Source organism: Pseudomonas sp. LB3P14 (assembly GCF_054898045.1).
The window spans coordinates 2,128,692-2,150,160 of sequence record NZ_CM142714.1 but is presented as its reverse complement, the minus strand read 5'-3'; the positions used below and the strand labels follow the sequence as shown (position 1 = coordinate 2,150,160).

Sequence of the window (21,469 nt, the reverse complement as noted above, 5' to 3'; positions counted from 1 at the left end):
TGTTTGGGGTGAGGAGGTTCAGTCGCCAAATGGGCCAGAGGCGACAAACGCGCCACCCTGGTAAACCATCGCAGGGTCATCAGCGGCCGGCATCGGTTGGCCTTCGACTTTTTCGCGGAACGCTTCGGAGTTGTCCTGTGGTTTATAACCCAGGCCGGTTGCGAAGCGGTTATCCCACCAAACATTCTTGTTATCGGACACGCCGTAGACCACGGTATGGCCGACGTTCGGAGCGTACAACGCGCATTCGAGCAGTTGGGTCAGGTCACCGAAGCTCAGCCAAGTGCTCATCATCCGGCGGTTTTGCGGTTCCGCAAACGAGGATCCGATACGCACGCTGACGGTCTCGATGCCGTAGCGATCGAAGTAGAAACTGGCGATGTCTTCGCCGTAGGACTTGGACAAGCCGTAGTAGCTGTCCGGGCGGCGAGGGGAGTGGGCGTCGATAACGTCGTCTTGCTTGTAGAAGCCGATCACGTGGTTGGAGCTGGCGAAAATCACCCGCTTCACGCCATGCCGGCGAGCGGCTTCGTAAATATGGAAAACGCCGCAGATGTTGGCGCCAAGGATGTCTTCGAACGAATGCTCCGTCGACACGCCGCCGAAGTGCAGGATTGCGTCCACGCCTTCGACCAGTTGATGGACCGCCTGCTTGTCCGCGAGGTCGCAGAGCACGACTTCTTCTCGATCATCAAGGGCAGGGGTGATGTCGGCGATGTCCGACAGGCGAATCACGTTGGCGTAAGGGCGCAGGCTTTCGCGCAAGACTTTGCCAAGGCCACCGGCGGCACCGGTCAGAAGCAGGCGATTAAAAGGGGCGCGGGCTGTAGGAGTGGTTGTCATGGTAGTCCCTGCACAAGCAGTTATTGTTATTGAGTTCGTTGTAGGTTGTCGTACGACTTGGCCGAAGTATCGTTAGGCTTTCCGGTCCTTGTCAACGAGTCATCGTTTGAAATTGACGGAGGGTCATTCCACCCCCCATCAACCACAGGGTCTTTGTCAGCCTGCAAAAGGTGGCGCGTTACAGCAGCGAGAGCGGGTAGTTGATGATGATTCGGTTTTCGTCGAATTCGTTGGTGCTGAAGTCCTTGCGGATGGACGCGTTACGCCATTTGACGTTGAGGTTTTTCAACGCACCGCTTTGTACGGTATAGGCCAGCTCCGATTCGCGGCCCCATTCCTTGCCGTCGGTAATGGTGCCGGTGTGCACGTTATCGCCGCTGATGTAGCGGTTCATCATCGTCAGGCCGGGAATGCCGAGCGCCACAAAATTGTAGTCGTGGCGCAGCTGCCAGGATCTTTCCTTGGCGTTGTCATAGCTGGAGTTGTAGCTGTCGTTGGCCAGGGTGCCGCCGCTGGTGCCGTTGACCCGCATCCAGACATCGTCTCCGGTGAGTTTTTGCAGGCCGACGAAGAAGGTGTTGCCGCCGTATTTGGCCGAGAGCATGGCGAACGCGGTTTTGTTGTCGAGGTCGCCGGCCAGGGCGCTGCCGTTTTCCTTGCCAATGAAGTAGCCAAGGTTGGCGCCGAGGGTCCAGTCGCCGATGGGCTGGCTGTGGCTCAGGTTGAAATACTGCTGCTGGTAAATGTCGCTGAGTTCCGCGTACCAGACGCCGACCTGGGTGCGCTTTTCATTGAACGCATATTCACCGCCGCCGAAGTTGAAACGGTCCGAGGTGAAGGCAGCTGATTTACCGTTCATGAACATGTCTTCCATGCTCGCATCGTTGCGCGGGCTGTTGGCGCGGAACTGACCGCCGTAGAGCGTCAGGCCACTGATCTCGGTGGACGTCACCTGACCACCGCGGAAGGTTTGCGGCAGCGAGCGGCCATCGTCGGAGCGCAGGATCGGCAACACCGGCATCCACTCGCCGACCTTCAGTTCGGTTTTCGAAATTTTGCCTTTTAGCGCCACACCCAGACGCCCGAAATTATCGGCAGGGCGGCCGTCGTCATGGATCGGCAGCAAACTCGTGCCGCCCGTGCCTTTGCCGCCATCGAGTTTTTGCGAGTACAGGCCCAGCACATCCATGCCGAAACCGACGGGGCCCTGGGTGAACCCGGATTTGGCGTCGAGAATGAAGCTTTGGGTCCACTCTTCAGCCTTGCCCTGCGGGTAGGCCGGGTTGGTGAAGTTGCGGTTGATGTAGAAGTTGCGCAGGTTCAGCGTGGCCTTGGCGTCATCGACAAAACCTTCGGCGTGGCCGGCCATGGGCACGGCGAATGCCAGGCCGCTGAAGCCGATCAGGCTCAGGGTATGACGGCGTGCGAAGGATGGGCGAGGAGTGCAGACGGAGGAATTACGGACGAGCTTGCTCAAAGTGACGCTCCCTTGTTTCTTGTTGTTTTTATTTTCGTCGTACGTCGTCGTACAACATGGAGGCGATTATTTGCGGGGGATTTAGGGATTGTCAATCATAAGTTGTACGATGACTTTGGTAGTTTGTCGAAGAACCCTGTGGGAGCGAGCCTGCTCGCGAATAGGCGCTGTCAGGCAACATTGATGTTGAATGACACACCGCTTTCGCGAGCAGGCTCGCTCCCACAGGGATTGGCGTTTTAGCCGGTGATCATCGGCGGCATCGTGCCGAGTAAAGAAACGGCAGCCACCGCGCCCATCCCCAGCAACCATTCGAGGATTACGCTGTTTTTCAGAGCGGTCTGCCGCTGCTCGCAGTGGTTGATTCGCAGCCGATTGAACAGTGCCAATCCCAGCATCGCAGCGACCAGCACCACCTTGATCAACAGAATCAACGCAAACCCGGACAACAACGGCGTCGGCCAGAACTGCCCGGTGAGTACCTTGACGTTGATCAGCCCGGTGATCAGCAGCCCCGCAACCAAGGCGAAACCGACACCACTGAAGCGCTGCAATATCGCTTTAACGCGATGTTCTGCCGGTTGCCGCAGGATCATCACCAACAGCATCAAGCCGCCGAGCCAGGCGCCGACGCAGGTCAGGTGAATGATTTGATTGAGGATCAGCAATTGGCCGTTGAGGCCGTCGAGCATGGCCCCGTGGCCGACCGGGGCGAGAGTCCCCAGCAGCAGGCCGGCGAGACCGATTCGCAGGGGCAGGTTCAACCGCAATGGCGTCATCAGCAGCGCTACCAACAAAGCATTGAGCAGCAGGTGCCAGCGCCAGACCTGACCGAAAAATGTATTGCCCAGCACCAGGCGCAGGGTCGACGGATCGAATGCCGCGTCCCAGGCCCCGGCCATGCTGGCGGTGATCAACAGTAACCAGACAACGCCGCTGACCAATGCCACCGCCGCCAACCAGCGGCTTGTTCTCGCCAGTCGCTGATCCAGATTTTCAGCGGCGCCATTGAGCAGCAGAGGCCTGAACACCCAGGCCCCGAACAGCATCAGCACCACGGTGAAATGCAGAAAGCGGCACAGCACCATCGCGCTCGTCATGAATTACTGGCCAACCTTGAAGCTGTATGCGCCTTCGCTTTTGTGGGTATCGACCGACACCGCGTGCCATTTGACTTTGTAGGCACCCGCTGCCAGCGGTGCAGCCGGGGTGACGATCAGGGTTTTCTTGTCGCTGCCTTCGGTGGCGAGGCTTTTCACCGGCACGTCGGCGCCGTCCTTGCTGATCGTGACCTTGGAAAACGTCGCTTCAACGCCTTCGGAAAACACCAGGCGCAGTTCTGACGGCGCGATCACGGTGCTATCGGCGGCCGGGGTCTGGTCTTTCAGATGGGCGTGGGCAAACACCGCTGAAGCAGCGAGCAGCGAGCCGAGCAGGGCGGCGGTGGTCAGGGCTTTCTTGAGCAGCATCGTGAATACCTCTGAGGCAGGTTCGAAGAGGCGCCAGTTTACCTGCGAGAAGCTGGGTGTACGAAGTTTCGTTTTCCCTTGTCGCCGCGACGTAGAGCGGATGCTAGTCTTGGCCAACGCTGTTGTCAGGGAGCCCTCATGGGCAATCACAAGATCGAGATTCGTCGCAGTAACGTCGAGAAAATTTTACTTGGGGCCGAAAAGGTTTTCGCCGAAAAAGGTTTCGGCGGCACCGCCATGGCCGATATCGCCGCCGAAGTGCAACTGCCGCGCTCCAACCTGCATTACTACTTCAGCACCAAGAGTGAGCTGTACAGCGCCGTGCTGTTGGGTTTGCTGGAAGTGTGGAAACAGGACGCTCTGTGCTTCGAGATGTTCGACGACCCGCGCGTAGTGCTCAGCAGCTACATCCGCGCCAAGATGAACCACTCCCGCAGCCGGCCTTACGGCTCCAAAGTCTGGGCCAATGAAATCATCCATGGTGCACCGACGCTGGGGGAGAAACTGGACGTCAGCCTGTACGACTGGGCGAAGATGAAAGAGGCGAAAATTCGTCAGTGGGTGGACGACAAACGCATCCTGCCGGTGGAGCCTTCAAGCCTGCTGTACATGATCTGGGCCTCGACCCAGCATTACGCCGACTTCGATCATCAAGTGAATATTCTTAATGACCACCAGCCGCTGTCGGACATGCAGTTTGAGCGGGCGGTGCAGACGGTGACGAGTGTGATCTTGCGGGGGATTGGTCTGGAGCCGTAACTCGATCGTTCCCACGTCGAGGCGTCGAACCGTCTGCGTGGGAACGCCTCAATGGACGCTCTGCGTCCGCTTTAGGGACGCGGAGCGTCCCGGGCTGCATTCCTTTGCTGCGCGTGGGAACGATCGGTTAGGGAGCTACGTGGTAAGGATTGCGGGGATCATGATTCCAATCCAAAAACGGCTTCCCGTTCTCCATCGGCACCATCTCAATACAATCCTGCACCGGACACGTGATCTGACACAGATTGCACCCCACACACTCATCATCGATCACTTCATATTTGTGCGTCCCGTCCGCCTGCTTCAGGCTGGCAACCGCCTGGTGCGAGGTGTCTTCGCAAGCAATGTGGCAGCGACCGCAACCAATGCACGCTTCCTGGTCAATCTTTGCAATCACCTGGTAGTTAATGTCCAGGTACTTCCAGTCCGTGGTGTTGCCCACCGCACGCCCGGAAAACTCTGACACGCTGGCGTAGCCCTGACTGTCCATCCAGCGCGACAAACCGTCCTTCATCTCCTCGACAATCCGGAAGCCATGCAGCATCGCCGCCGTGCACACCTGCACCGAACCGCTGCCCAACGCGATGAATTCCGCCGCGTCGCGCCAGCTGCCAATGCCGCCAATGCCGGAGATCGGCAGGCCTTGTGTCTGTGGATCGCGGGCGATTTCAGCGACCATGTTCAGCGCAATCGGCTTCACTGCCGAGCCGCAATAACCACCATGAGTGCTTTGGCTGCCCACGGCGGGATTGGCGACCATGCGCTCCAGGTTGACGCTGGTGATCGAGTTGATCGTGTTGATCAGCGACACCGCATCCGCGCCACCGCGATGGGCCGCGCGGGCGGCGACGCGAATGTCGGTGATGTTTGGTGTGAGCTTGACGATCACCGGCAGCGAGCAGTACGTCTTGCACCAACGGGTGACCTGCTCGACGTACTCCGGCACCTGGCCGACCGCCGCGCCCATGCCGCGCTCCGGCATCCCATGCGGGCAGCCGAAGTTCAGTTCGATGCCGTCGGCGCCTGTGGCTTCCACCAGCGGCAAGATGAATTTCCAGGATTCTTCGACGCAGGGCACCATCAGCGACACAATCAGTGCACGGTCCGGCCAGTCCTTTTTGACCTGGGTGATTTCCCGCAGGTTGATCTCCAGCGAACGATCGGTGATCAGCTCGATGTTGTTGAAGCCCACCACTTCACGGTTGGCACCGAAGTGCGCCGAGTAACGCGACGACACGTTGACCGCCGCCGGGTCTTCACCCAGGGTTTTCCAGACCACGCCACCCCAGCCGGCCTCGAAGGCGCGGACCACGTTGTAGGCCTTGTCGGTCGGTGGCGCGGAGGCCAGCCAGAACGGATTGGGGGCTTTGATGCCGGCGAAGACAATCGAGAGATCGGCCATTTACGCAGCCTCTACGTTGAGTATGAGTTGGACGTTGATGGCCTCGGCGGCCCGTTTGCCGTGCTGCACCGCCTGCACGGTGAGGTCCTGATCGAGACTGGTGCAGTCGCCGCCGGCGTACACGCCGGGGATGCTGGTGCGCAGGTTTTCGTCCACTTGTATCCGCTCACCCTGACGCTTTAGCTCGCGGGCCAGCGGATCGGCGAGGGCGCTGCCATCAAAGGCCTGACCGATGGCTTTGAAGATGGCGTCGGCGGCCAGTTCGAACGTTTCGCCAGTGGTTTGCAGGCGACCTTCGACTAACCAGGTCCGAGCGAAGCGCATGCCGCGTACTTGGCCTTGAGCATCGAGCAGGACTTCTTCGGGTTGTGCCCAGGTCAACAAACGCACTTGATTGGCTTTGGCGATGTCCTGTTCATGGCCGGTGGCGCCCATTTCCTCGACACCGCGGCGGTACACCAGGTTGACGTCGCGTGCCCCCAGACGTGCCATTTGCACGGCCATGTCGATGGCGGTGTTGCCGGCGCCCAAAACGATACAACGGTCAGCGAGGGGGAGTTGGGTCAGGTCATCGGCCTGGCGCAGTTCGCGGATGTAATCGGTGGCGGCCAGCAGACCGGGTGCATCTTCATGAGCAAGCCCCAGCTGTTTGCTGGCCGCCAGACCCAGCCCAAGGAACACCGCATCGAACTGCTGATGCAGATCGCTGAGGGTCAGGTTCTCTCCAAGTTTTTGCCCGTGGCGGATCTCGATTCCACCAATTTCCATTAGAAACTCAAGCTCCTTCTGCGCGTAATCGTCCACCAGTTTGTACTTGGCGATCCCGTATTCGTTGAGGCCGCCAGCCTTTTCCCGTGCCTCGAAAATCACCACATCATGACCGTGCATGGCACTGCGGTGAGCGCAGGACAAACCAGCCGGCCCGGCACCAACCACGGCGATGCGCTTGCCAGTAGAGGCAGCACGTGGGAAGGGGTGTTCGCTGAAGTGCGCGTTGTCTACGGCGTAACGCTGCAACAGGCCGATCAGCACCGGTGCGCACTCATGGTCGTTGTTGCGCACGCAAGCTTGCTGGCAAAGAACTTCCGTCGGGCACACCCGGGCGCAACTGCCGCCGAGGATGTTCGCCGAAAGGATTTTCTGCGCGGCGCCCTGAACGTTTTCCTGATGGATATTGCGGATGAACGACGGAATATCGATCTCGCTCGGACAGGCATTCACGCACGGCGCGTCGTAGCAGTACAGGCAACGCGAGGCTTCCAGATGGGCCTGACGGTCGTTGAGTGGTGGTGCCAGATCGGTGAAATGGCCGGCGAGGGCGGCCGCATTCTCATAGGGATGCGGGAGGTGGTTCAGGGTCTTGATCACGGTGTTGGCCTCACGGTTAATTGAGGTGATGCCTCTGATGGGCTGATCGTTCCCACGCTCTGCGTGGGAATGCCTCAAGGGACGCTCTGCGTTCCAATGGGACGCGGAGCGTCCCGGGCTGCATTCCTTTGCTGCGCGTGGGAACGATCGGGTGTACGGCGTTAGCGCTTGACGGCAACAGGCTTGTTCAACTCCGCCCGCTTACTCAGCAAATCAAACACCGCCGGATACGCCGGCCGTTCGACATACCGCCCGGCGCCACGCTCGGCCCGCAAATCACCATCGGCCCACACCACCCGGCCCTGGCTGACGGTGTGGCTCGGTACACCGCGCACGGTCTTGCCTTCGAAGATGTTGAAGTCGACCTGCTGGTGATGGGTCTTCGCTGAAATCGTCCGCGTACCTTCCGGATCCCACAGCACCAGGTCCGCATCCGCCCCGACGCGAATCGCGCCTTTGCGCGGGTAGAGGTTGAAGATTTTCGCGGTGTTGGTGGAGGTGAGCGCCACGAAGTGCTGCATCGACAAACGACCGGTGTTCACCCCTTCATCCCACAGCACCGCCATGCGGTCTTCGATACCTGCCGTGCCATTGGGGATCTTGCTGAAATCGTCACGGCCGGCGGCTTTTTGTTCGGCGCAGAAGCAGCAATGGTCGGTGGCGGTGGTGTGCAGGTTGCCCGATTGCAGGCCGTGCCAAAGTGCTTCTTGATGGCCGCGAGGACGGAAGGGCGGGCTCATCACGTAACCGGCGGCGGTCTGCCAGTCCGGGTGCTGATAGACGCTGTCGTCCAGCAGCAAATGCCCGGCCAGGACTTCTCCGTAGACTTGTTGGCCCTTGCTGCGGGCGTAGGTGATTTCGTCGAGGGCTTCCTTGGTCGAGACATGCACCAGGTACAGCGGCGTGCCCAGGGTTTCGGCGATGCGGATCGCCCGACTGGCCGCTTCACCTTCCACCTGCGAAGGGCGCGACAACGGATGCGCTTCAGGGCCGGTCATGCCCTGGGCCATCAATTTGCGTTGCAGGTGATAGACCAACTCACCGTTCTCCGCATGCACGGTCGGCACCGCGCCCAGTTCCAGGCAGCGCTCGAAACTCGCCACCAGGGTGTCGTCGGCGGCCATGATCGCGTTCTTGTAGGCCATGAAGTGCTTGAAGCTGTTGACGCCGTGATGATTGACCAGCTCGGCCATGTCCTCACGCACCTGTTCGCTCCACCAGGTGATCGCGACATGGAAACCGTAATCCGACGCTGACTTCTCGGCCCAGCCGCGCCACTGATGGAAAGCTTCCATCAAGGATTGCTGCGGATTGGGAATCACAAAGTCGATGATCGACGTGGTACCGCCGGCCAGACCTGCTGCCGTGCCGCTGAAAAAGTCCTCACTTGCCACCGTGCCCATGAAGGGCAGCTGCATGTGCGTGTGCGGGTCGATGCCGCCGGGCATCAGGTATTGGCCGCTGCCGTCGAGCACTTCGGCACCCGCCGGAACATCAAGATTTTCGCCGATGGCTTTGATCACGCCGTCGGCGCAATAGACGTCGGCGCGATAACTTTCATCGTGGGTAATAACGGTGGCGCCACGGATCAACAGAGACATTCCGAGTTCCTCGCAGGCAATGACCGACTTGTGCCGGTTCTAAATGTTTTGTATGAAGCCGACGCAAACAGGTGTATTCCTGTCAGCGCTGTCAGGAATAGAAGCTAGTCTGAGTTTAAGGATTGAGCAAGAATATTTTTTATAAGCTTATATCTGTTTTAAAGTATTGATATTTAACGTTTAAATATAAAAATCACCAAAATGGTGAGGCCTCTCACCACTTTGACGCACTTGACAGGTTCTAAAAATAGACGAGATTTCTTATGTGAAATCAGCCGGTTGAGGATGGTCTATGGTTGATGCGCGACTTTGAAAAAAAAGCGGTATGCACCAGATTGAGTCCTGACTGTTCGGACAACTTGCCTGGCATTCGGCCTGAGTGAACAAGCAAGTAACCGGTGACTCATCAAGTCTATAAATAAAACTGATAAATATCAGTTGGCTACAAGGTTTTTATGGAACTGCCCGATGCGCAAACGGGGTAACCGGCACGGTTATTGATGCCGCCAGCCCCTGATGAGCAACAATAATCAAAAGAACAGTGGAGCGGCCATGCAACAGATCAGATCGCAAGTGACCGAGCGCGACGGCTTGTTTGAGCTCGAAGCCGGCAGTGACGTCCTCGACAGCCCCCGTTACAACCACGACATGGCACCGACCAAGGTGCACGAACGAACCTGGAACAAATGGCACATCACCGCGTTATGGGTCGGCATGGCGATCTGCGTGCCGACCTACACCCTCGGCGGCGTGCTCACCGCCTATTTCGGCCTGACCGTCGGCGAAGCGCTGCTGGCGATTCTGTTCGCCAACATCATCGTACTGATCCCTCTGACCCTGAACGCCTTTCCCGGCACCAAGTACGGCATTCCGTTTCCAGTGTTACTGCGTTCGTCCTTCGGGATTCTCGGCTCCAACATTCCGTGCCTGATCCGTGCGCTGGTGGCGTGTGGCTGGTTCGGCATTCAGACGATGTTCGGCGGATTGGCCATTCACCTGTTTCTCGGCTCGGTGTTCGAGGGTTGGAAATCCCTCGGCGGTACCGGTGAAGTGATCGGCTTCATGGTGTTCTGGGCCTTGAACCTGTGGGTGGTGATTCGCGGTGCGGACTCGATCAAATGGCTCGAAACCCTCTCGGCGCCGTTGTTGGTGCTGGTGGGCGTAGGGCTGTTGGTGTGGGCCATGCCGAACGTGTCGATGACCGAGTTGCTGGCGATCCCGGCCAAACGTCCGGAAGGCGCCAGCGTGGTCAGTTACTTTGCCGCCGGGCTGACCGCCATGGTCGGGTTCTGGGCCACCTTGTCACTGAATATTCCGGATTTCAGCCGCTATGCGAAAAGCCAGAAGGATCAGATCGTCGGGCAGATTATCGGCTTGCCCCTGACCATGTTTCTGTTCGCCTCCCTCGGCGTGGTGATGACGGCCGCCTCGGTAAAACTGGTGGGCGTCACCGTCTCCGATCCGGTCACCCTGATCGGCCATATCCAGAGCCCGGTCTGGGTTGCGTTGGCCATGGCGCTGATCATCATCGCCACGCTGTCGACCAACACCGCGGCCAACATTGTTTCGCCGACCAACGATTTCCAGAACGTCGCGCCCAAGTTCATCAACCGCACCAAAGCGGTGTTGCTTACCGGCCTCGTCGGCTTGGCGCTGATGGCCCATGAGCTGTTGAAGAAGCTCGGATTGATCGTCTCGGATTTAAGCCTGGAGACGGTGTATTCCAACTGGCTGCTGGGCTATTCGAGCCTGTTGGGTCCGATCGCCGGGATCATGGTGGTGGACTATTTCCTGATCAAGAAACAGCAACTGGACCTGGCCGGACTCTATCGCGATGACGTTTACCCGGCGTGGAACTGGTTCGGGTTTATCGCGTTCGGTGTGCCGGTAGCGCTGACGCTGCTGTCGCTCGGCAGCAATGCATTCAGCTGGTTCTACGACTATGGCTGGTTTACCGGCTCGGCGCTGGGCGGGCTGATTTATTACGGGTTGTGCTCGATGCGCCCCAGCCCGTCTGTTGCGAAATCTGCGGCGTGATCGTTCCCACGCGCAGCAAAGGAATGCAGCCCGGGACGCTCCGCGTCCCAAGCCTGGACGCAGAGCGTCCACGGATGAATTCCCACGCGGAGCGTGGGAACTATCAGAAGAAGAACTGAGGAGATCATCATGAACGCTGCCGTAGACGTTCTGCAGTCCACCCATCAGCACATCAACCGCGACCGCTTGTGGCAGTCGCTCATGGACCTGGCCAAGCTCGGCGCCACGGTCAAGGGCGGCGTCTGTCGCCTGGCCCTGACCGACCTCGACCGCCAGGCCCGGGACATTTTCGTGAACTGGTGCGAGGAGGCCGGTTGCACCGTCAGCATCGACGCCGTCGGCAACATCTTCGCCCGTCGCCCCGGCCGTAACCCGAACCTGCCACCGGTGATGACCGGCAGCCACATCGACACCCAACCCACCGGTGGCAAGTTCGACGGCTGCTTCGGCGTCCTGGCCGGCGTCGAAGTGCTGCGCACCCTCAATGACCTGGGCGTGGAAACCGAAGCGCCGCTGGAAGTGGTGGTCTGGACCAACGAAGAAGGCTCACGCTTCGCCCCGTGCATGATGGGCTCCGGTGTATTCGCAGAAAAATTCACCCTCGAAGAAACCCTGGCCAAGGTCGATGCTGAAGGCGTCACCGTCGGTGAAGCCTTGAACGCCATTGGCTATGCCGGCGAGCGCAACGTCAGTGGTCATGCCGTCGGCGCCTATTTCGAGGCGCATATTGAACAAGGCCCGATCCTCGAAGACGAACACAAAACCATCGGCGTAGTGATGGGTGCCCTCGGCCAGAAATGGTTCGACTTGAAACTGCGCGGCGTAGAAGCCCACGCGGGCCCGACGCCGATGCACCTGCGCAAGGACGCCCTGGTCGGCGCCTCGGTGATCGTCGGTGCGGTCAATCGCGCGGCCCTCGGCCATCAGCCCCACGCCTGCGGCACCGTCGGTTGCCTGCAAGCCTATCCCGGCTCACGCAACGTCATTCCCGGCGAAGTGCGCATGACCCTGGACTTCCGTCATCTGGAACCGGCGCGCCTGGACTCGATGATTGCCGAAGTCCGCGAGGTGATCGAAACCACCTGCGAAGAACACGGCCTGACCTTCGAACTCACACCTACCGCCGACTTCCCGCCGCTGTACTTCGACAAAGGCTGTGTCGAAGCGGTCCGCGGCGCCGCCCAAGGGCTGGGCCTGTCGCACATGGACATCGTCAGCGGAGCAGGGCACGACGCAATCTTCCTCGCCGAACTCGGCCCGGCCGGGATGATCTTCGTGCCGTGCGAAGGCGGCATCAGCCACAACGAAATCGAAAACGCTGCGCCGGATGATCTGGCGGCCGGGTGTGCGGTGTTGTTGCGGGCGATGCTGGCGGCGTCGGCGGCGATTGCCAGTGGTCAATTGGCGGCCTGAAGATCAAAAAATCGTCCGAAGGCTCGGGCCGCGTTCGGACGATCTTTTTTTGATCTATTGGCATGCCTCACTTACCAAGGATTGTTTTGGTCAGTTCTCCTGACAATTCGAGCCGCAATCATCGAAAAATCTTGTTGCTATTGACGGTTCCTACACGGGGAATGCGAGGCTACGTCACCTTGCGCCATTGCCTACAACTACGCCAGAATCCGCCGGCTTGTGCGCCTCGTGCCTGGTCTTTATCGTCTCCGGGTCGCTGAATGTTCAGTGACCGGGTTTAGCGACTCCTATGTAGACGCACAAACGCTCCAAGCTGCATTGCATGCTTTTTATGTCTGCAATTTGCGTTATGGCGGCTGTGCGCGGGAGACCCTCGGGTCTGCCGGGTGCCTACAACCGGTTCGCTAACCTGCGTTCAGCCGCCACCCTTACTTGTTTAGCGACAGGTCATGGTGGCTCCACTTTATGTAGGAGATTCACCATGTTCAAAGCCACACCCAATCCCCCGGCACCCTGTTCATCGTCAACCCGGAACTCGATACCGAAACCTTGCTGGCCCACGCTTGCGAGTCGCTGGCCCCGGCCAATGTCATGACCATGGACCTGGCGGATCACATGGAGGGGCCGAGTCGCAATTCCCTGTTAGGTATTGCGCAGATCATCATGCTGGGCGAACTGGCGGTGAATCGGGCGCTGGACACTATTGATCCGCAGGGCTGACAGGCGCACTGATCGTTCCCACGCTCTGCGTGGGAATGCAGCCCGGGACGCTCTGCGTCCCTTTCGAAAGCTGGAACGCGGAGCGTCCCTTGAGGCATTCCCACGCAGAGCGTGGGAACGATCGAACGGGTGAAGACCCGTAGGAGCGCGTGGTGTAGGGATGTTTGCTGCACTATCCCAACCCCCTGCGGTCGTAATCTTCACAGGGCGGCGCGCGAACGCGTCGCCGCACGCGTGGAGATCCAATGAGCCAGGACGTCCTGACCACTGAAACCAATCGCCGTCAGTTGCAGCAGATTATCGCCGGCTTGTCCGATGGGGTGATTCTGGTGGAGCTCGACCAGACCCTCCTCTGGGCCAATGACGCCGCGTTGGTCATGCACGGGGTCGATCAGCTCAGCGAGCTGGGAGCGAATGCCAAGGAGTATGCCAAGCGCTTCGCCTTGCGTTATCGCAATAATCATCCGGTTCAGGCCGACAATTATCCGATCAGCCGCGTCGCCCGAGGCGAGACCTTCAGCGATGTGCTGGTTGAATTGACACCGGTCGAAGACGAAGAGCGCACCTGGGTCCACAGTGTGCGCAGCATGGTACTGGCCGACAGCGCGGGCGAGCCGGAGTTGCTGGTGCTGATCATGAACGATGTCACGGAGTGGGCCAGCGCCGAGCAGCGTTTCGAAAAAACCTTCAATGCCAACCCGGCCCCGGCGGTGATCTGTCGCCTCAGCGATTTGCGCTACATCAAAGTCAACCCGGGCTTCCTGGAGATGACCGGCTATGCCCGTGATCAGGTGATCGGCAGTTCCACCTATGAACTGGACATACTGGATGGGGCCGAAAACAAAGACTTGGCCAAACAGCGTTTGCGCGAAGGGGCGACTATTCCGCAAATGCAGGCCCAGCTGCAGTTGCCAGAAGGTGGCAGCAAACAAGTGATCGTCGCCGGCCAGCCCCTTGAGCTGAACGACGAAGCCTGCATGCTGTTTTCCTTCGTGGACATCGAGCCCCGGCATAAGGCCGAAGTCGCCCTGCGTCAGAGCGAGGAACGGTTCGCCAAGGCTTTTCGTCTGACTCCGGTGCCGATCCTGGTGTGTAACGCCGGCGATCAGGTGGTGATGGACGTCAATGAAGCTTTCCTCGATACGCTCGCGTATCCCAGTGAAGAAGTGCTCGGCAAGACTGTGGCGCAGATCGAATTTATCGATGACACAGGCGCTCGCACGCGACTTTTTGCGGCCCTGGAAAAAACCGGAAGTGTGGATCGTGTCGATGTCCGGGTACGCAAGAAAGGCGCCCAGCTGATCGATTGCGCGGTCTCGGCCGACACCGTGAACATTCAGGACAACCCCTGCTACCTGCTGGTGTTTATGGACATCACCGAGCGTAAACGTACGGAGCTGGAGTTGGTGTCGGCGATCGAAGAGGTGATGAAAGACGCCTCCTGGTTCAGCCGCACGCTCATCGAGAAGCTCGCCAACGTGAAGAACGTCAACTCGCCGCAGTTACCTAGCGTGTCTTTCACCGACCTGACTGCCCGTGAACGCGATGTGCTAGGGCTGATCTGCGAGGGCCTGGCCGACAAGGAAATCGCCGCGCGGCTGAAGCTCGCGCCCAACACAGTGCGCAACCATGTGTCGACGGTGTATTCCAAGCTTGATGTGCACAGTCGTAGCGAGGCGATTGTCTGGGCTCGCGAACGCGGTTTGTTCTCAAGCGAGTGGCGGCCCAAGGCCCAGCGTTAGGTGCAAATGCACTACTCGAAGGGGTGCAAATTGATGTTCTGGACGGGGGCGGCAGTTCTTAGGCTGTGAGGGTGCGATACAGGTCTTCGGGTATCGCGTCCCTTTCGAATACAGCTACAGGAACCGCAGGATGATTTATGTGGCGCAATTGCGTATGCAACTGGAGCGGAGTTTTTCGCCGTTGGCCTGTGACTGCAGTGTTACGGGTGATAATTCATTGACGGTGAAGCTCTATCATCCCGTGTCGGGGCAGGTGGATCTGGTGGTCAGTGGGTTGAGCGTGGGCAACCTTAGAACGCCGGAAGCGGTGGCGGCATTGATCGAAGAGCTGCGTTATGAGCTTGAGAGCAATACGATGCATCGTCCCGAGATTTCCTAGGAACTGTCGGGTTTTGCTGGCGGTCGAAGGAATACGAAAGTATTTTTTCTGTGACCGGTCCGCGTGTTCGCGGTGAGGGTGTTGGGTCGCGGAAATATGTCGATCACTTACCGCGGGTCAACCTATGAACAGTCTTGGGAAACGCGTTTTTGCTCCACTGTCGTTTGCACTCTGCGTCGCGATTCTGGGGGGGTGTGCCAGTCCTCCGCCGCCACCTCCCGCCGCGCCGCCTCCACCTCCTGTACGCACTTGCCAGACCACCGAAAACACCGATGTGCAAGGCGATATGAGGGCTGAGGGGCAGGTGACCCGGGAAACGACGCTCACTCGTTGCGTCACTCAGTAAGCCTTCTGCTCATGTTGTACCGCCAGCGGCGCTGTGCTGCTGGCGGGTTTCACCCGCGTTTCGCTCAGATTTCCTCGATCCTGACCCACCGCGACTCCCGCGCTGCCAACCGGATCGCCGTCGCCAGACGTTCGACTTCCCACGCCTGCTCGAAATCCGTTCCGCCCTGGCCGACCCCGGCCAACGCCATCACCAGATCATGGACCTCCAGTGTCTTGAGTTCGTTGTAGCCGAGCTGATGCCCAGCGGCCGGGCTGAACGCCGCATAACCCGGCAGGTTCGGCCCGGCCAGCAAGCGTTGGAAGCCATCCTGCCCGGCGCGATACAGACGCAGTTCATTCAAGCGTTCCTGGTCGAACGCCAGCGTCCCTTGGGTGCCGCTGATTTCAAAGCTCAGGTGATTCTTGTAGCCGTGCTTGAGCCAACTGCTGCTGAACGTACCCCGGGCGCCGTTAGCAAACCGCAGCAAGGCGTGAACCTGATCGTCGACGGCAATACTGCTTTGTTCCGGGCTGCCAGCCGTGGCGGGACGTTGCCGGTGCACGGTTTGAGTATCGGCACTCACTGCCTCGACATAGCCCAGCAGATAACGGGCCATGGCCAACAAGTGACTGCCCAGATCGGCCAGTGCGCCGCCGGCATGATCGGCATCGCAACGCCAGGACCAGGGTGATGCAGGATCGGCCATGAAGTCTTCGCTGAATTCACCCTGAAAACTGATGATCTGGCCCAAGTCGCCGTTTTCAATCAGCTCCCGGGCGAGCCCGATCATCGGGTTGTGCTGATAGTTGTAACCCACCCGCGTCACCACACCCGCCGCTTTGGCCGCCAGGCGCATGGCGTCGGCCTGTTCCAGATTCACCGCCAACGGTTTTTCGCAATACACCGGTTTGCCGGCGGCGAGGGCGGCCATGACCATGGGGTAGTGCAGGTGATTGGGCGTGGTGATAGCGATCAGATTGACCTTGGGGTCATCGATCAATTGCTGCCAGTCGCTATGAGCAGTGTCGAAACCCCAGGCATCGGCGCAGTGGCGGGCACGCTGCGGATCGGCGTCGGCCAGGGCGGCAAGTTTAAGCTTGAGGGGCAGTTCGAAAACCGCGCTGACGTTGCGAAACGCCAAGGCATGGGCGCGGCCCATGAAACCTGTGCCGATGAGTCCGATACCGAGTTCGCGCATAGCCGGGGTCCTTTTGGATTTTATTTTCAGGAGGGCTATTTATGGAATAAAAATTCACTTATTGCAAATAATAGAAAATAAGTTCTCGCGCGTGATCGTTCCCACGCTCTGCGTGGGAATGCAGCCAGGGACGCTCCGCGTCCCAAAAGCGGACGCAGAGCGTCCATTGAGGCATTCCCACGCAGAGCGTGGGAACGATCGATAACAAACAAAAAGGCAGCCCTAAGGCTAATGCCGATCAGTTAAGCCCTTTCGCTTGACCTTTGGCCGCAAGAAATCAAAATCCGATGCCTGTACTGGCATCGGATTTTTTTATGCGTCTCGCTCGGGCACTGGAACTGACCCACACCATCGTCTCCACTCCAAACTCAATCGAGGGATTGGACTCCTTGCTCGACCCTTCTTTGGTCGAGCAAGCACTTGAACAGGCAGGCGTAGCGACCCTGCGCAAGCGGCGCTTGCCGTTGGAAATGATGCTTTGGTGCGTGATCTCCATGGCGTTCTTTCGGCGCATGTCGGCGTGGGATGTGGTCAGCCGCATGAATATCATGCTGCCGGGCCAGCGCCCGCTGGTGGCACCCAGCGCCGTGGTTCAAGCCCGTCAGAGATTGGGCAGCGAGGCTGTACGACAAGTCTTCCATCTGACTCAGAAAAGTTGGCATGAAGCGGCCTCTCATCCAACTTGGGCCGGTTTGCGTTTACTGGGGGTCGATGGCGTTGTCTGGCGAACGCCCGATACGCTGGAAAACCGTGCGCGTTACGACTCCGCCAGCAACCAGCATGGCGACACCGGTTTTCCTCAGGTACGCATGGTCTGCCAAATGGAGTTGACCAGCCATTTGCTCATCGGCAGTGCGTTTGACGGCTATCGCAGCAACGAGATGAAACTGGCGGAGCAGTTGATCGAAACCACCCCTGATCACTCGCTGACGCTGTTTGATCGTGGTTTTTATTCGTTAGGTTTACTGCATCAATGGCAGCAGGCAGGGATCGAGCGTCACTGGCTGATGCCGCTGAAAAAAGGCTCGCAGTACGAAGTGCTTCAGCGTTTGGGGCGCCAGGATGCGGTTGTCTCATTAAGCACTTCGCCGCAGGCCCGCAAGCAATGGCCGGGGCTGCCGGAGCGCCTGACCGCGCGGCTCCTGAGCAAAACGGTCAAGGGCAAGGTGTGTCAGATCCTGACGTCGATGGCCGATCCGCTGCGCTTTCCGCCCGACGAAATCGTCGACCTGTACAGCCAGCGATGGGAGATCGAATTAGGATTTCGGGAGATGAAACAGACTTTGCTCAACAGCAGTTACACGCTGCGCAGCAAGACGCCGGAGATGATCGAGCAGGAGCTGTGGGGAGTACTGCTGGGCTACAACTTGTTGCGCTATCAGATGGTGGAAATGAGTCGTCACTGTCCAGGAATTTACCCATGCGAAATGAGCTTTAGCGCGTGCACCTGGGCGATTCTCGGGTTTATCAACAGCGTCTCCGCCGACCGTTCCGGGAACATCCCCAAGTACCTGGCCGAGCTTCATGCCTCAGCCATGCATTACGTCCTGCCTCATCGGCGGGAGGAACGCATTTATCCTCGGGCTATTAGGCTCAAATCCCCGAAGTATCCGATCAAAAATAAAAATGCCAGTCAGCTTAACTGACTGGCATTAGCCCTAAGGCTGCCTTTTGTTCATCCGGTAAATCGGATCAGGACAGGAACCCCCCATCCACATTCAACGAAACCCCAGTGGTGTAGCTCGAAGCATCACTCGCCAGGTACAACACCGCACCCGCCATTTCACTCGGATCCGCCACGCGCTTGAGCGGAATCTGCTGCAATGCGGTGTTCAAGATAGCCTCGTTCTTCACCAGCGCCGAAGCAAACTTGGTGTCGGTCAGGCCTGGCAGCAGGGCGTTGCAGCGGATACCGAACTGCGCACATTCCTTGGCGAAGACTTTGGTCATGTTGATGACCGCAGCCTTGGTCACCGAGTAGATACCCTGGAAAATCCCCGGCGAGATGCCGTTGATCGAAGCAACGTTGATGATGCTGCCGCCGCCGTTTTCGCGCATCAGCTTGCCGGCTTCCACCGACATGAAGAAGTAGCCGCGGATGTTCACGTCGACGGTTTTCTGGAAGGCGCTGAGGTCGGTGTCCAGTACGTTGCAGAACTGCGGGTTGGTCGCGGCGTTATTGACCAGGATGTCCAGGCGCCCGAACTGTTCCTTGATGCCGGCGAAGACCTGACTGATCTGCTCCATTTCACCGATGTGGCATGCGACGGCGGTGGCTTTGCCGCCGGCGGCGATGATTGCGTCGGCCACGTGTTGGCAGCCCTCGAGTTTGCGGCTCGAGACGATGACGTGGGCGCCTTGCTGGGCCAGGAGTTTGGCAATGGCTTCACCGATGCCGCGGCTGGCGCCGGAGACGAAAGCGATCTTGCCGTCGAGGTCGAACAACTGAGTCTTGGACATGGTTTTTCCTTGTTATGAGGCCAGAGGCGCTGATCAGAGGCTGGATTTCTGGATGACCTGCAGGCTCATCTGCTCCAGCAGTTTGTTCATGTGAATGAACTGCGCGAAGCGTTTGTCCTGGGTCTGACCATGGAAGAAGCGGTAGTAGATCTGCTGCACGATGCCGGCCAGGCGGAACAGGCCGTAGGTGTAGTAGAAGTCGAAGTTGTCGATCTGGATGCCTGAGCGCTCGGCGTAGTAATCGACGAACTCACGGCGGGTCAGCATGCCCGGCGCGTGGCTCGGCTGGCGGCGCATCAGTTGCACCGGCGCCAGGTCATCGGCTTCGATCCAGTAGGCGAGGGTGTTTCCCAGATCCATCAGCGGATCGCCGAGGGTCGTCAGCTCCCAGTCGAGCACGCCGATGATCTGCATCGGGTTGTTCGGGTCGAGGATCACGTTGTCGAAGCGGTAGTCGTTGTGAACGATGCTCGACGTCGGGTGATCGGCAGGCATCTTATCGTTGAGCCAGGCTTTGACCGCCTCCCACTTCGGCGCGTCCGGGGTCAGGGCTTTTTCATAGCGCTCGCTCCAGCCTTTAATCTGCCGCGCGACATAACCTTCGGGCTTGCCGAGGTCGCCCAGGCCATAGGCCTTGTAGTCGACCCGGTGCAGTTCAACGAACTTGTCGATGAAGCTTTTGCACAGCGCTTCAGTTTGCGCCGAATCCAGACCCAGTTCCGGTGGCAGTTCGGAGCGCAGGATGATCCCGTTGACCCGTTCCATCACATAGAACTCGGCGCCGATCACCGATTCGTCGGTGCAGTGCACGTAAGCTTTGGGGCAGTACGGAAAGCCGTCCCGGAGCTGATTGAGGATGCGAAATTCGCGGCCCATGTCATGAGCGGACTTGGCCTTGTGCCCGAACGGCGGCCGACGCAAGACGAACTCCTGCTCGGGGTATTCCAGCAAGTAGGTGAGGTTCGACGCACCGCCGGGAAACTGGCTGATTTTCGGTAAGCCACTGAGGCCCGGAATGTGGGCCTTGAGGTACGGATCGATCAGGCTGGCATCGAGTTCTTCGCCGGTGCGGATACGGGTGGACTGGTCAGTAAGCGCCATGCTTATCCCTTCTGCTTATTTTGGAGGCCAGACATCATTGGCTAATCTAATGGTGCGCCGGGGGAGCCACAAGCGCGGCACGGTCTTATAGGTTAGCGTGTTGCTGGATAATCAGCGTTCCTGATGTGCGAAACCAGGCCCGGCAGACTATGGTTCAGGGGATACGGTGCTTCCAGGAAGGAGGTTTGAAATGGGCTGTCCGCAAGTCTGTGCCACCGCAACCCTGCAATGCAGCTTCGGCGCGGCGCCGGCCGTGCTCAACGTGCTGCCGGTGAATCGCACGCTGACGGGAGGCATGCCGGCGGCCAACATCATGGATCACATCCCGCTGGTGAACGTCATGCCTTTCGGCATGTGCATGAGCATGGCCAACCCGATGGTCGCGGGCGCCACTGCCGCCGCCCTTGGCGTACTGACGCCGATGCCGTGCATTCCCGCCACCGCCGCCCCGTGGATCCCCGGCGGCGCGCCGACCCTGCTGCTGGGCGGCATGCCGGCCATCGACGCCAACAGCACCCTGATGTGCAACTGGGCCGGCGTCATCAAGATCGTGATGCCGGGGCAAATGCAGATGCTGATTCCCTGATCTGAAGAACTGCTACAGGAAATGCATCTTCAGTCACGCCTGAGCAGGATCCGTCCATCGCCTGAACCACCAACGCACTCTCGACATAGGCTTGCCGTCGGCGTCCAGCGGTCGTCCATCGGTGGCGAAGCCCTGTTCAGGTTCAAGCAATTGACCGTTGAGATACCGCGCCTCCACGGCCGGTTTGCCGTTGGGATGAAAGCGCTGATACCGCCCCTCGCGCACGCCATCACGGTAGAACTCGGCCTCGGCCAGTTGCCCATCGGGAAAGTAATTGAACGCCTCGCCATGCAGCAGCCCTCGGTGGTAAGTCGCCTTGCGCTGCAGCCCGCCTTGTGGCGCATAGAAACTGGCGATCCCGTGCAGCTTGTCACGGACAAACGGCAGCTGCGCCGAGACCTTGCCATTGGGGTGGAAGAGCAGGGTAGTGCCTTGTAGCTCGCCCTGGCTGTACTGCAATTCTGCCTGCGCGCGCCCGTCATCCTTGATGTGCAATGCACCGTCGAGCTGGCCGTCCAGCAAGCGACCTTTGAGCTGTTTATCGTTCTGCTGCAAGTCCAGCGGCGTGATGGCCATGGGTACTCCT

At 59.2% G+C, this 21,469-nt stretch carries 18 protein-coding genes and 1 pseudogene; 8 read left to right on the top strand and 11 right to left on the bottom strand.

Annotation, left to right across the window (positions count from 1 at the left end; genetic code table 11):
• Positions 1-18 precede the first annotated feature (18 nt).
• The 4 genes from ACYZT5_RS09820 to copC all read right to left on the bottom strand — a co-directional run bounded on the left by ACYZT5_RS09820 (position 19) and on the right by copC (position 3,789).
• Positions 19-843, bottom strand: coding sequence for an NAD-dependent epimerase/dehydratase family protein (locus ACYZT5_RS09820; RefSeq protein WP_462050916.1), 825 nt, complete (start codon positions 841-843; stop codon positions 19-21).
• 178 nt (positions 844-1,021) lie between these two features.
• Positions 1,022-2,320 (bottom strand): OprD family porin, encoded by a 1,299-nt coding sequence (locus ACYZT5_RS09815; protein WP_462050915.1) that lies wholly within the window; start codon positions 2,318-2,320, stop codon positions 1,022-1,024.
• Positions 2,321-2,559: 239 nt separating this feature from the next.
• Positions 2,560-3,420: a copper homeostasis membrane protein CopD gene (gene copD, locus ACYZT5_RS09810; RefSeq protein ID WP_462050914.1), complete on the bottom strand. Its 861-nt coding sequence runs from the start codon at positions 3,418-3,420 to the stop codon at positions 2,560-2,562.
• 3 nt (positions 3,421-3,423) lie between these two features.
• Entirely contained in the window at positions 3,424-3,789 is a 366-nt protein-coding gene (gene copC, locus ACYZT5_RS09805) for a copper homeostasis periplasmic binding protein CopC (protein WP_462050913.1), read from the bottom strand.
• A 138-nt stretch (positions 3,790-3,927) separates the two neighbouring features.
• Between copC and ACYZT5_RS09800 the strand changes: the two genes are divergently transcribed.
• On the top strand, positions 3,928-4,548 hold the full coding sequence (locus ACYZT5_RS09800; RefSeq protein WP_008149783.1) for a TetR/AcrR family transcriptional regulator: 621 nt from the start codon (positions 3,928-3,930) through the stop codon (positions 4,546-4,548).
• Between the two features lie 127 nt (positions 4,549-4,675).
• Here the strand turns inward: ACYZT5_RS09800 and preA are convergent, their stop codons facing one another.
• From preA to hydA, 3 genes are all read right to left on the bottom strand, one after another.
• Entirely contained in the window at positions 4,676-5,950 is a 1,275-nt protein-coding gene (gene preA, locus ACYZT5_RS09795) for an NAD-dependent dihydropyrimidine dehydrogenase subunit PreA (RefSeq protein WP_462050912.1), read from the bottom strand.
• Complete coding sequence (locus ACYZT5_RS09790; RefSeq protein WP_462050911.1) at positions 5,951-7,318, bottom strand: NAD(P)-dependent oxidoreductase; 1,368 nt, start codon at positions 7,316-7,318, stop codon at positions 5,951-5,953.
• 161 nt (positions 7,319-7,479) lie between these two features.
• Entirely contained in the window at positions 7,480-8,919 is a 1,440-nt protein-coding gene (hydA, locus tag ACYZT5_RS09785; protein ID WP_462046168.1) for a dihydropyrimidinase, read from the bottom strand.
• A gap of 552 nt (positions 8,920-9,471) precedes the next feature.
• Here hydA and ACYZT5_RS09780 point away from each other — a divergent pair.
• The 5 genes and pseudogenes from ACYZT5_RS09780 (at position 9,472) to ACYZT5_RS09760 (ending at position 15,210) form a co-directional block, all read left to right on the top strand.
• Positions 9,472-10,956, top strand: a complete 1,485-nt coding sequence (locus ACYZT5_RS09780) for an NCS1 family nucleobase:cation symporter-1 (protein ID WP_462050910.1) — start codon at positions 9,472-9,474, stop codon at positions 10,954-10,956.
• 129 nt (positions 10,957-11,085) lie between these two features.
• A complete protein-coding gene (locus ACYZT5_RS09775; protein WP_462035260.1) occupies positions 11,086-12,369 on the top strand; it encodes a Zn-dependent hydrolase in 1,284 nt (427 codons plus the stop codon).
• A 504-nt stretch (positions 12,370-12,873) separates the two neighbouring features.
• Positions 12,874-13,089, top strand: a pseudogene (locus tag ACYZT5_RS09770) (DUF6124 family protein); the annotation flags it as partial.
• Between the two features lie 245 nt (positions 13,090-13,334).
• Complete coding sequence (locus ACYZT5_RS09765; protein WP_462050909.1) at positions 13,335-14,831, top strand: PAS domain S-box protein; 1,497 nt, start codon at positions 13,335-13,337, stop codon at positions 14,829-14,831.
• 130 nt (positions 14,832-14,961) lie between these two features.
• Positions 14,962-15,210, top strand: coding sequence for a DUF1652 domain-containing protein (locus ACYZT5_RS09760; RefSeq protein ID WP_462050908.1), 249 nt, complete (start codon positions 14,962-14,964; stop codon positions 15,208-15,210).
• Between the two features lie 410 nt (positions 15,211-15,620).
• On the opposite strand, the gene ACYZT5_RS09755 is transcribed toward ACYZT5_RS09760, so the two are convergent.
• Entirely contained in the window at positions 15,621-16,736 is a 1,116-nt protein-coding gene (locus tag ACYZT5_RS09755; RefSeq protein ID WP_462050907.1) for a Gfo/Idh/MocA family protein, read from the bottom strand.
• A gap of 314 nt (positions 16,737-17,050) precedes the next feature.
• Here ACYZT5_RS09755 and ACYZT5_RS09750 point away from each other — a divergent pair, with 314 nt between their 5' ends.
• Complete coding sequence (locus ACYZT5_RS09750; RefSeq protein WP_462050906.1) at positions 17,051-18,382, top strand: IS4 family transposase; 1,332 nt, start codon at positions 17,051-17,053, stop codon at positions 18,380-18,382.
• A 46-nt stretch (positions 18,383-18,428) separates the two neighbouring features.
• Here ACYZT5_RS09750 and ACYZT5_RS09745 read toward each other — a convergent pair whose 3' ends face one another.
• Both ACYZT5_RS09745 and ACYZT5_RS09740 read right to left on the bottom strand, forming a co-directional pair.
• On the bottom strand, positions 18,429-19,196 hold the full coding sequence (locus ACYZT5_RS09745) for an SDR family oxidoreductase (protein ID WP_462050905.1): 768 nt from the start codon (positions 19,194-19,196) through the stop codon (positions 18,429-18,431).
• Between the two features lie 33 nt (positions 19,197-19,229).
• On the bottom strand, positions 19,230-20,297 hold the full coding sequence (locus ACYZT5_RS09740) for a phosphotransferase family protein (RefSeq protein ID WP_462050904.1): 1,068 nt from the start codon (positions 20,295-20,297) through the stop codon (positions 19,230-19,232).
• Positions 20,298-20,487: 190 nt separating this feature from the next.
• On the opposite strand from ACYZT5_RS09740, the gene ACYZT5_RS09735 reads away from it, so the two are divergent.
• Complete coding sequence (locus tag ACYZT5_RS09735) at positions 20,488-20,883, top strand: DUF4280 domain-containing protein (RefSeq protein WP_462050903.1); 396 nt, start codon at positions 20,488-20,490, stop codon at positions 20,881-20,883.
• A 33-nt stretch (positions 20,884-20,916) separates the two neighbouring features.
• Here the strand turns inward: ACYZT5_RS09735 and ACYZT5_RS09730 are convergent, their stop codons facing one another.
• Positions 20,917-21,459: a toxin-antitoxin system YwqK family antitoxin gene (locus ACYZT5_RS09730; RefSeq protein WP_462050902.1), complete on the bottom strand. Its 543-nt coding sequence runs from the start codon at positions 21,457-21,459 to the stop codon at positions 20,917-20,919.
• Between the last annotated feature and the right edge of the window lie 10 nt (positions 21,460-21,469).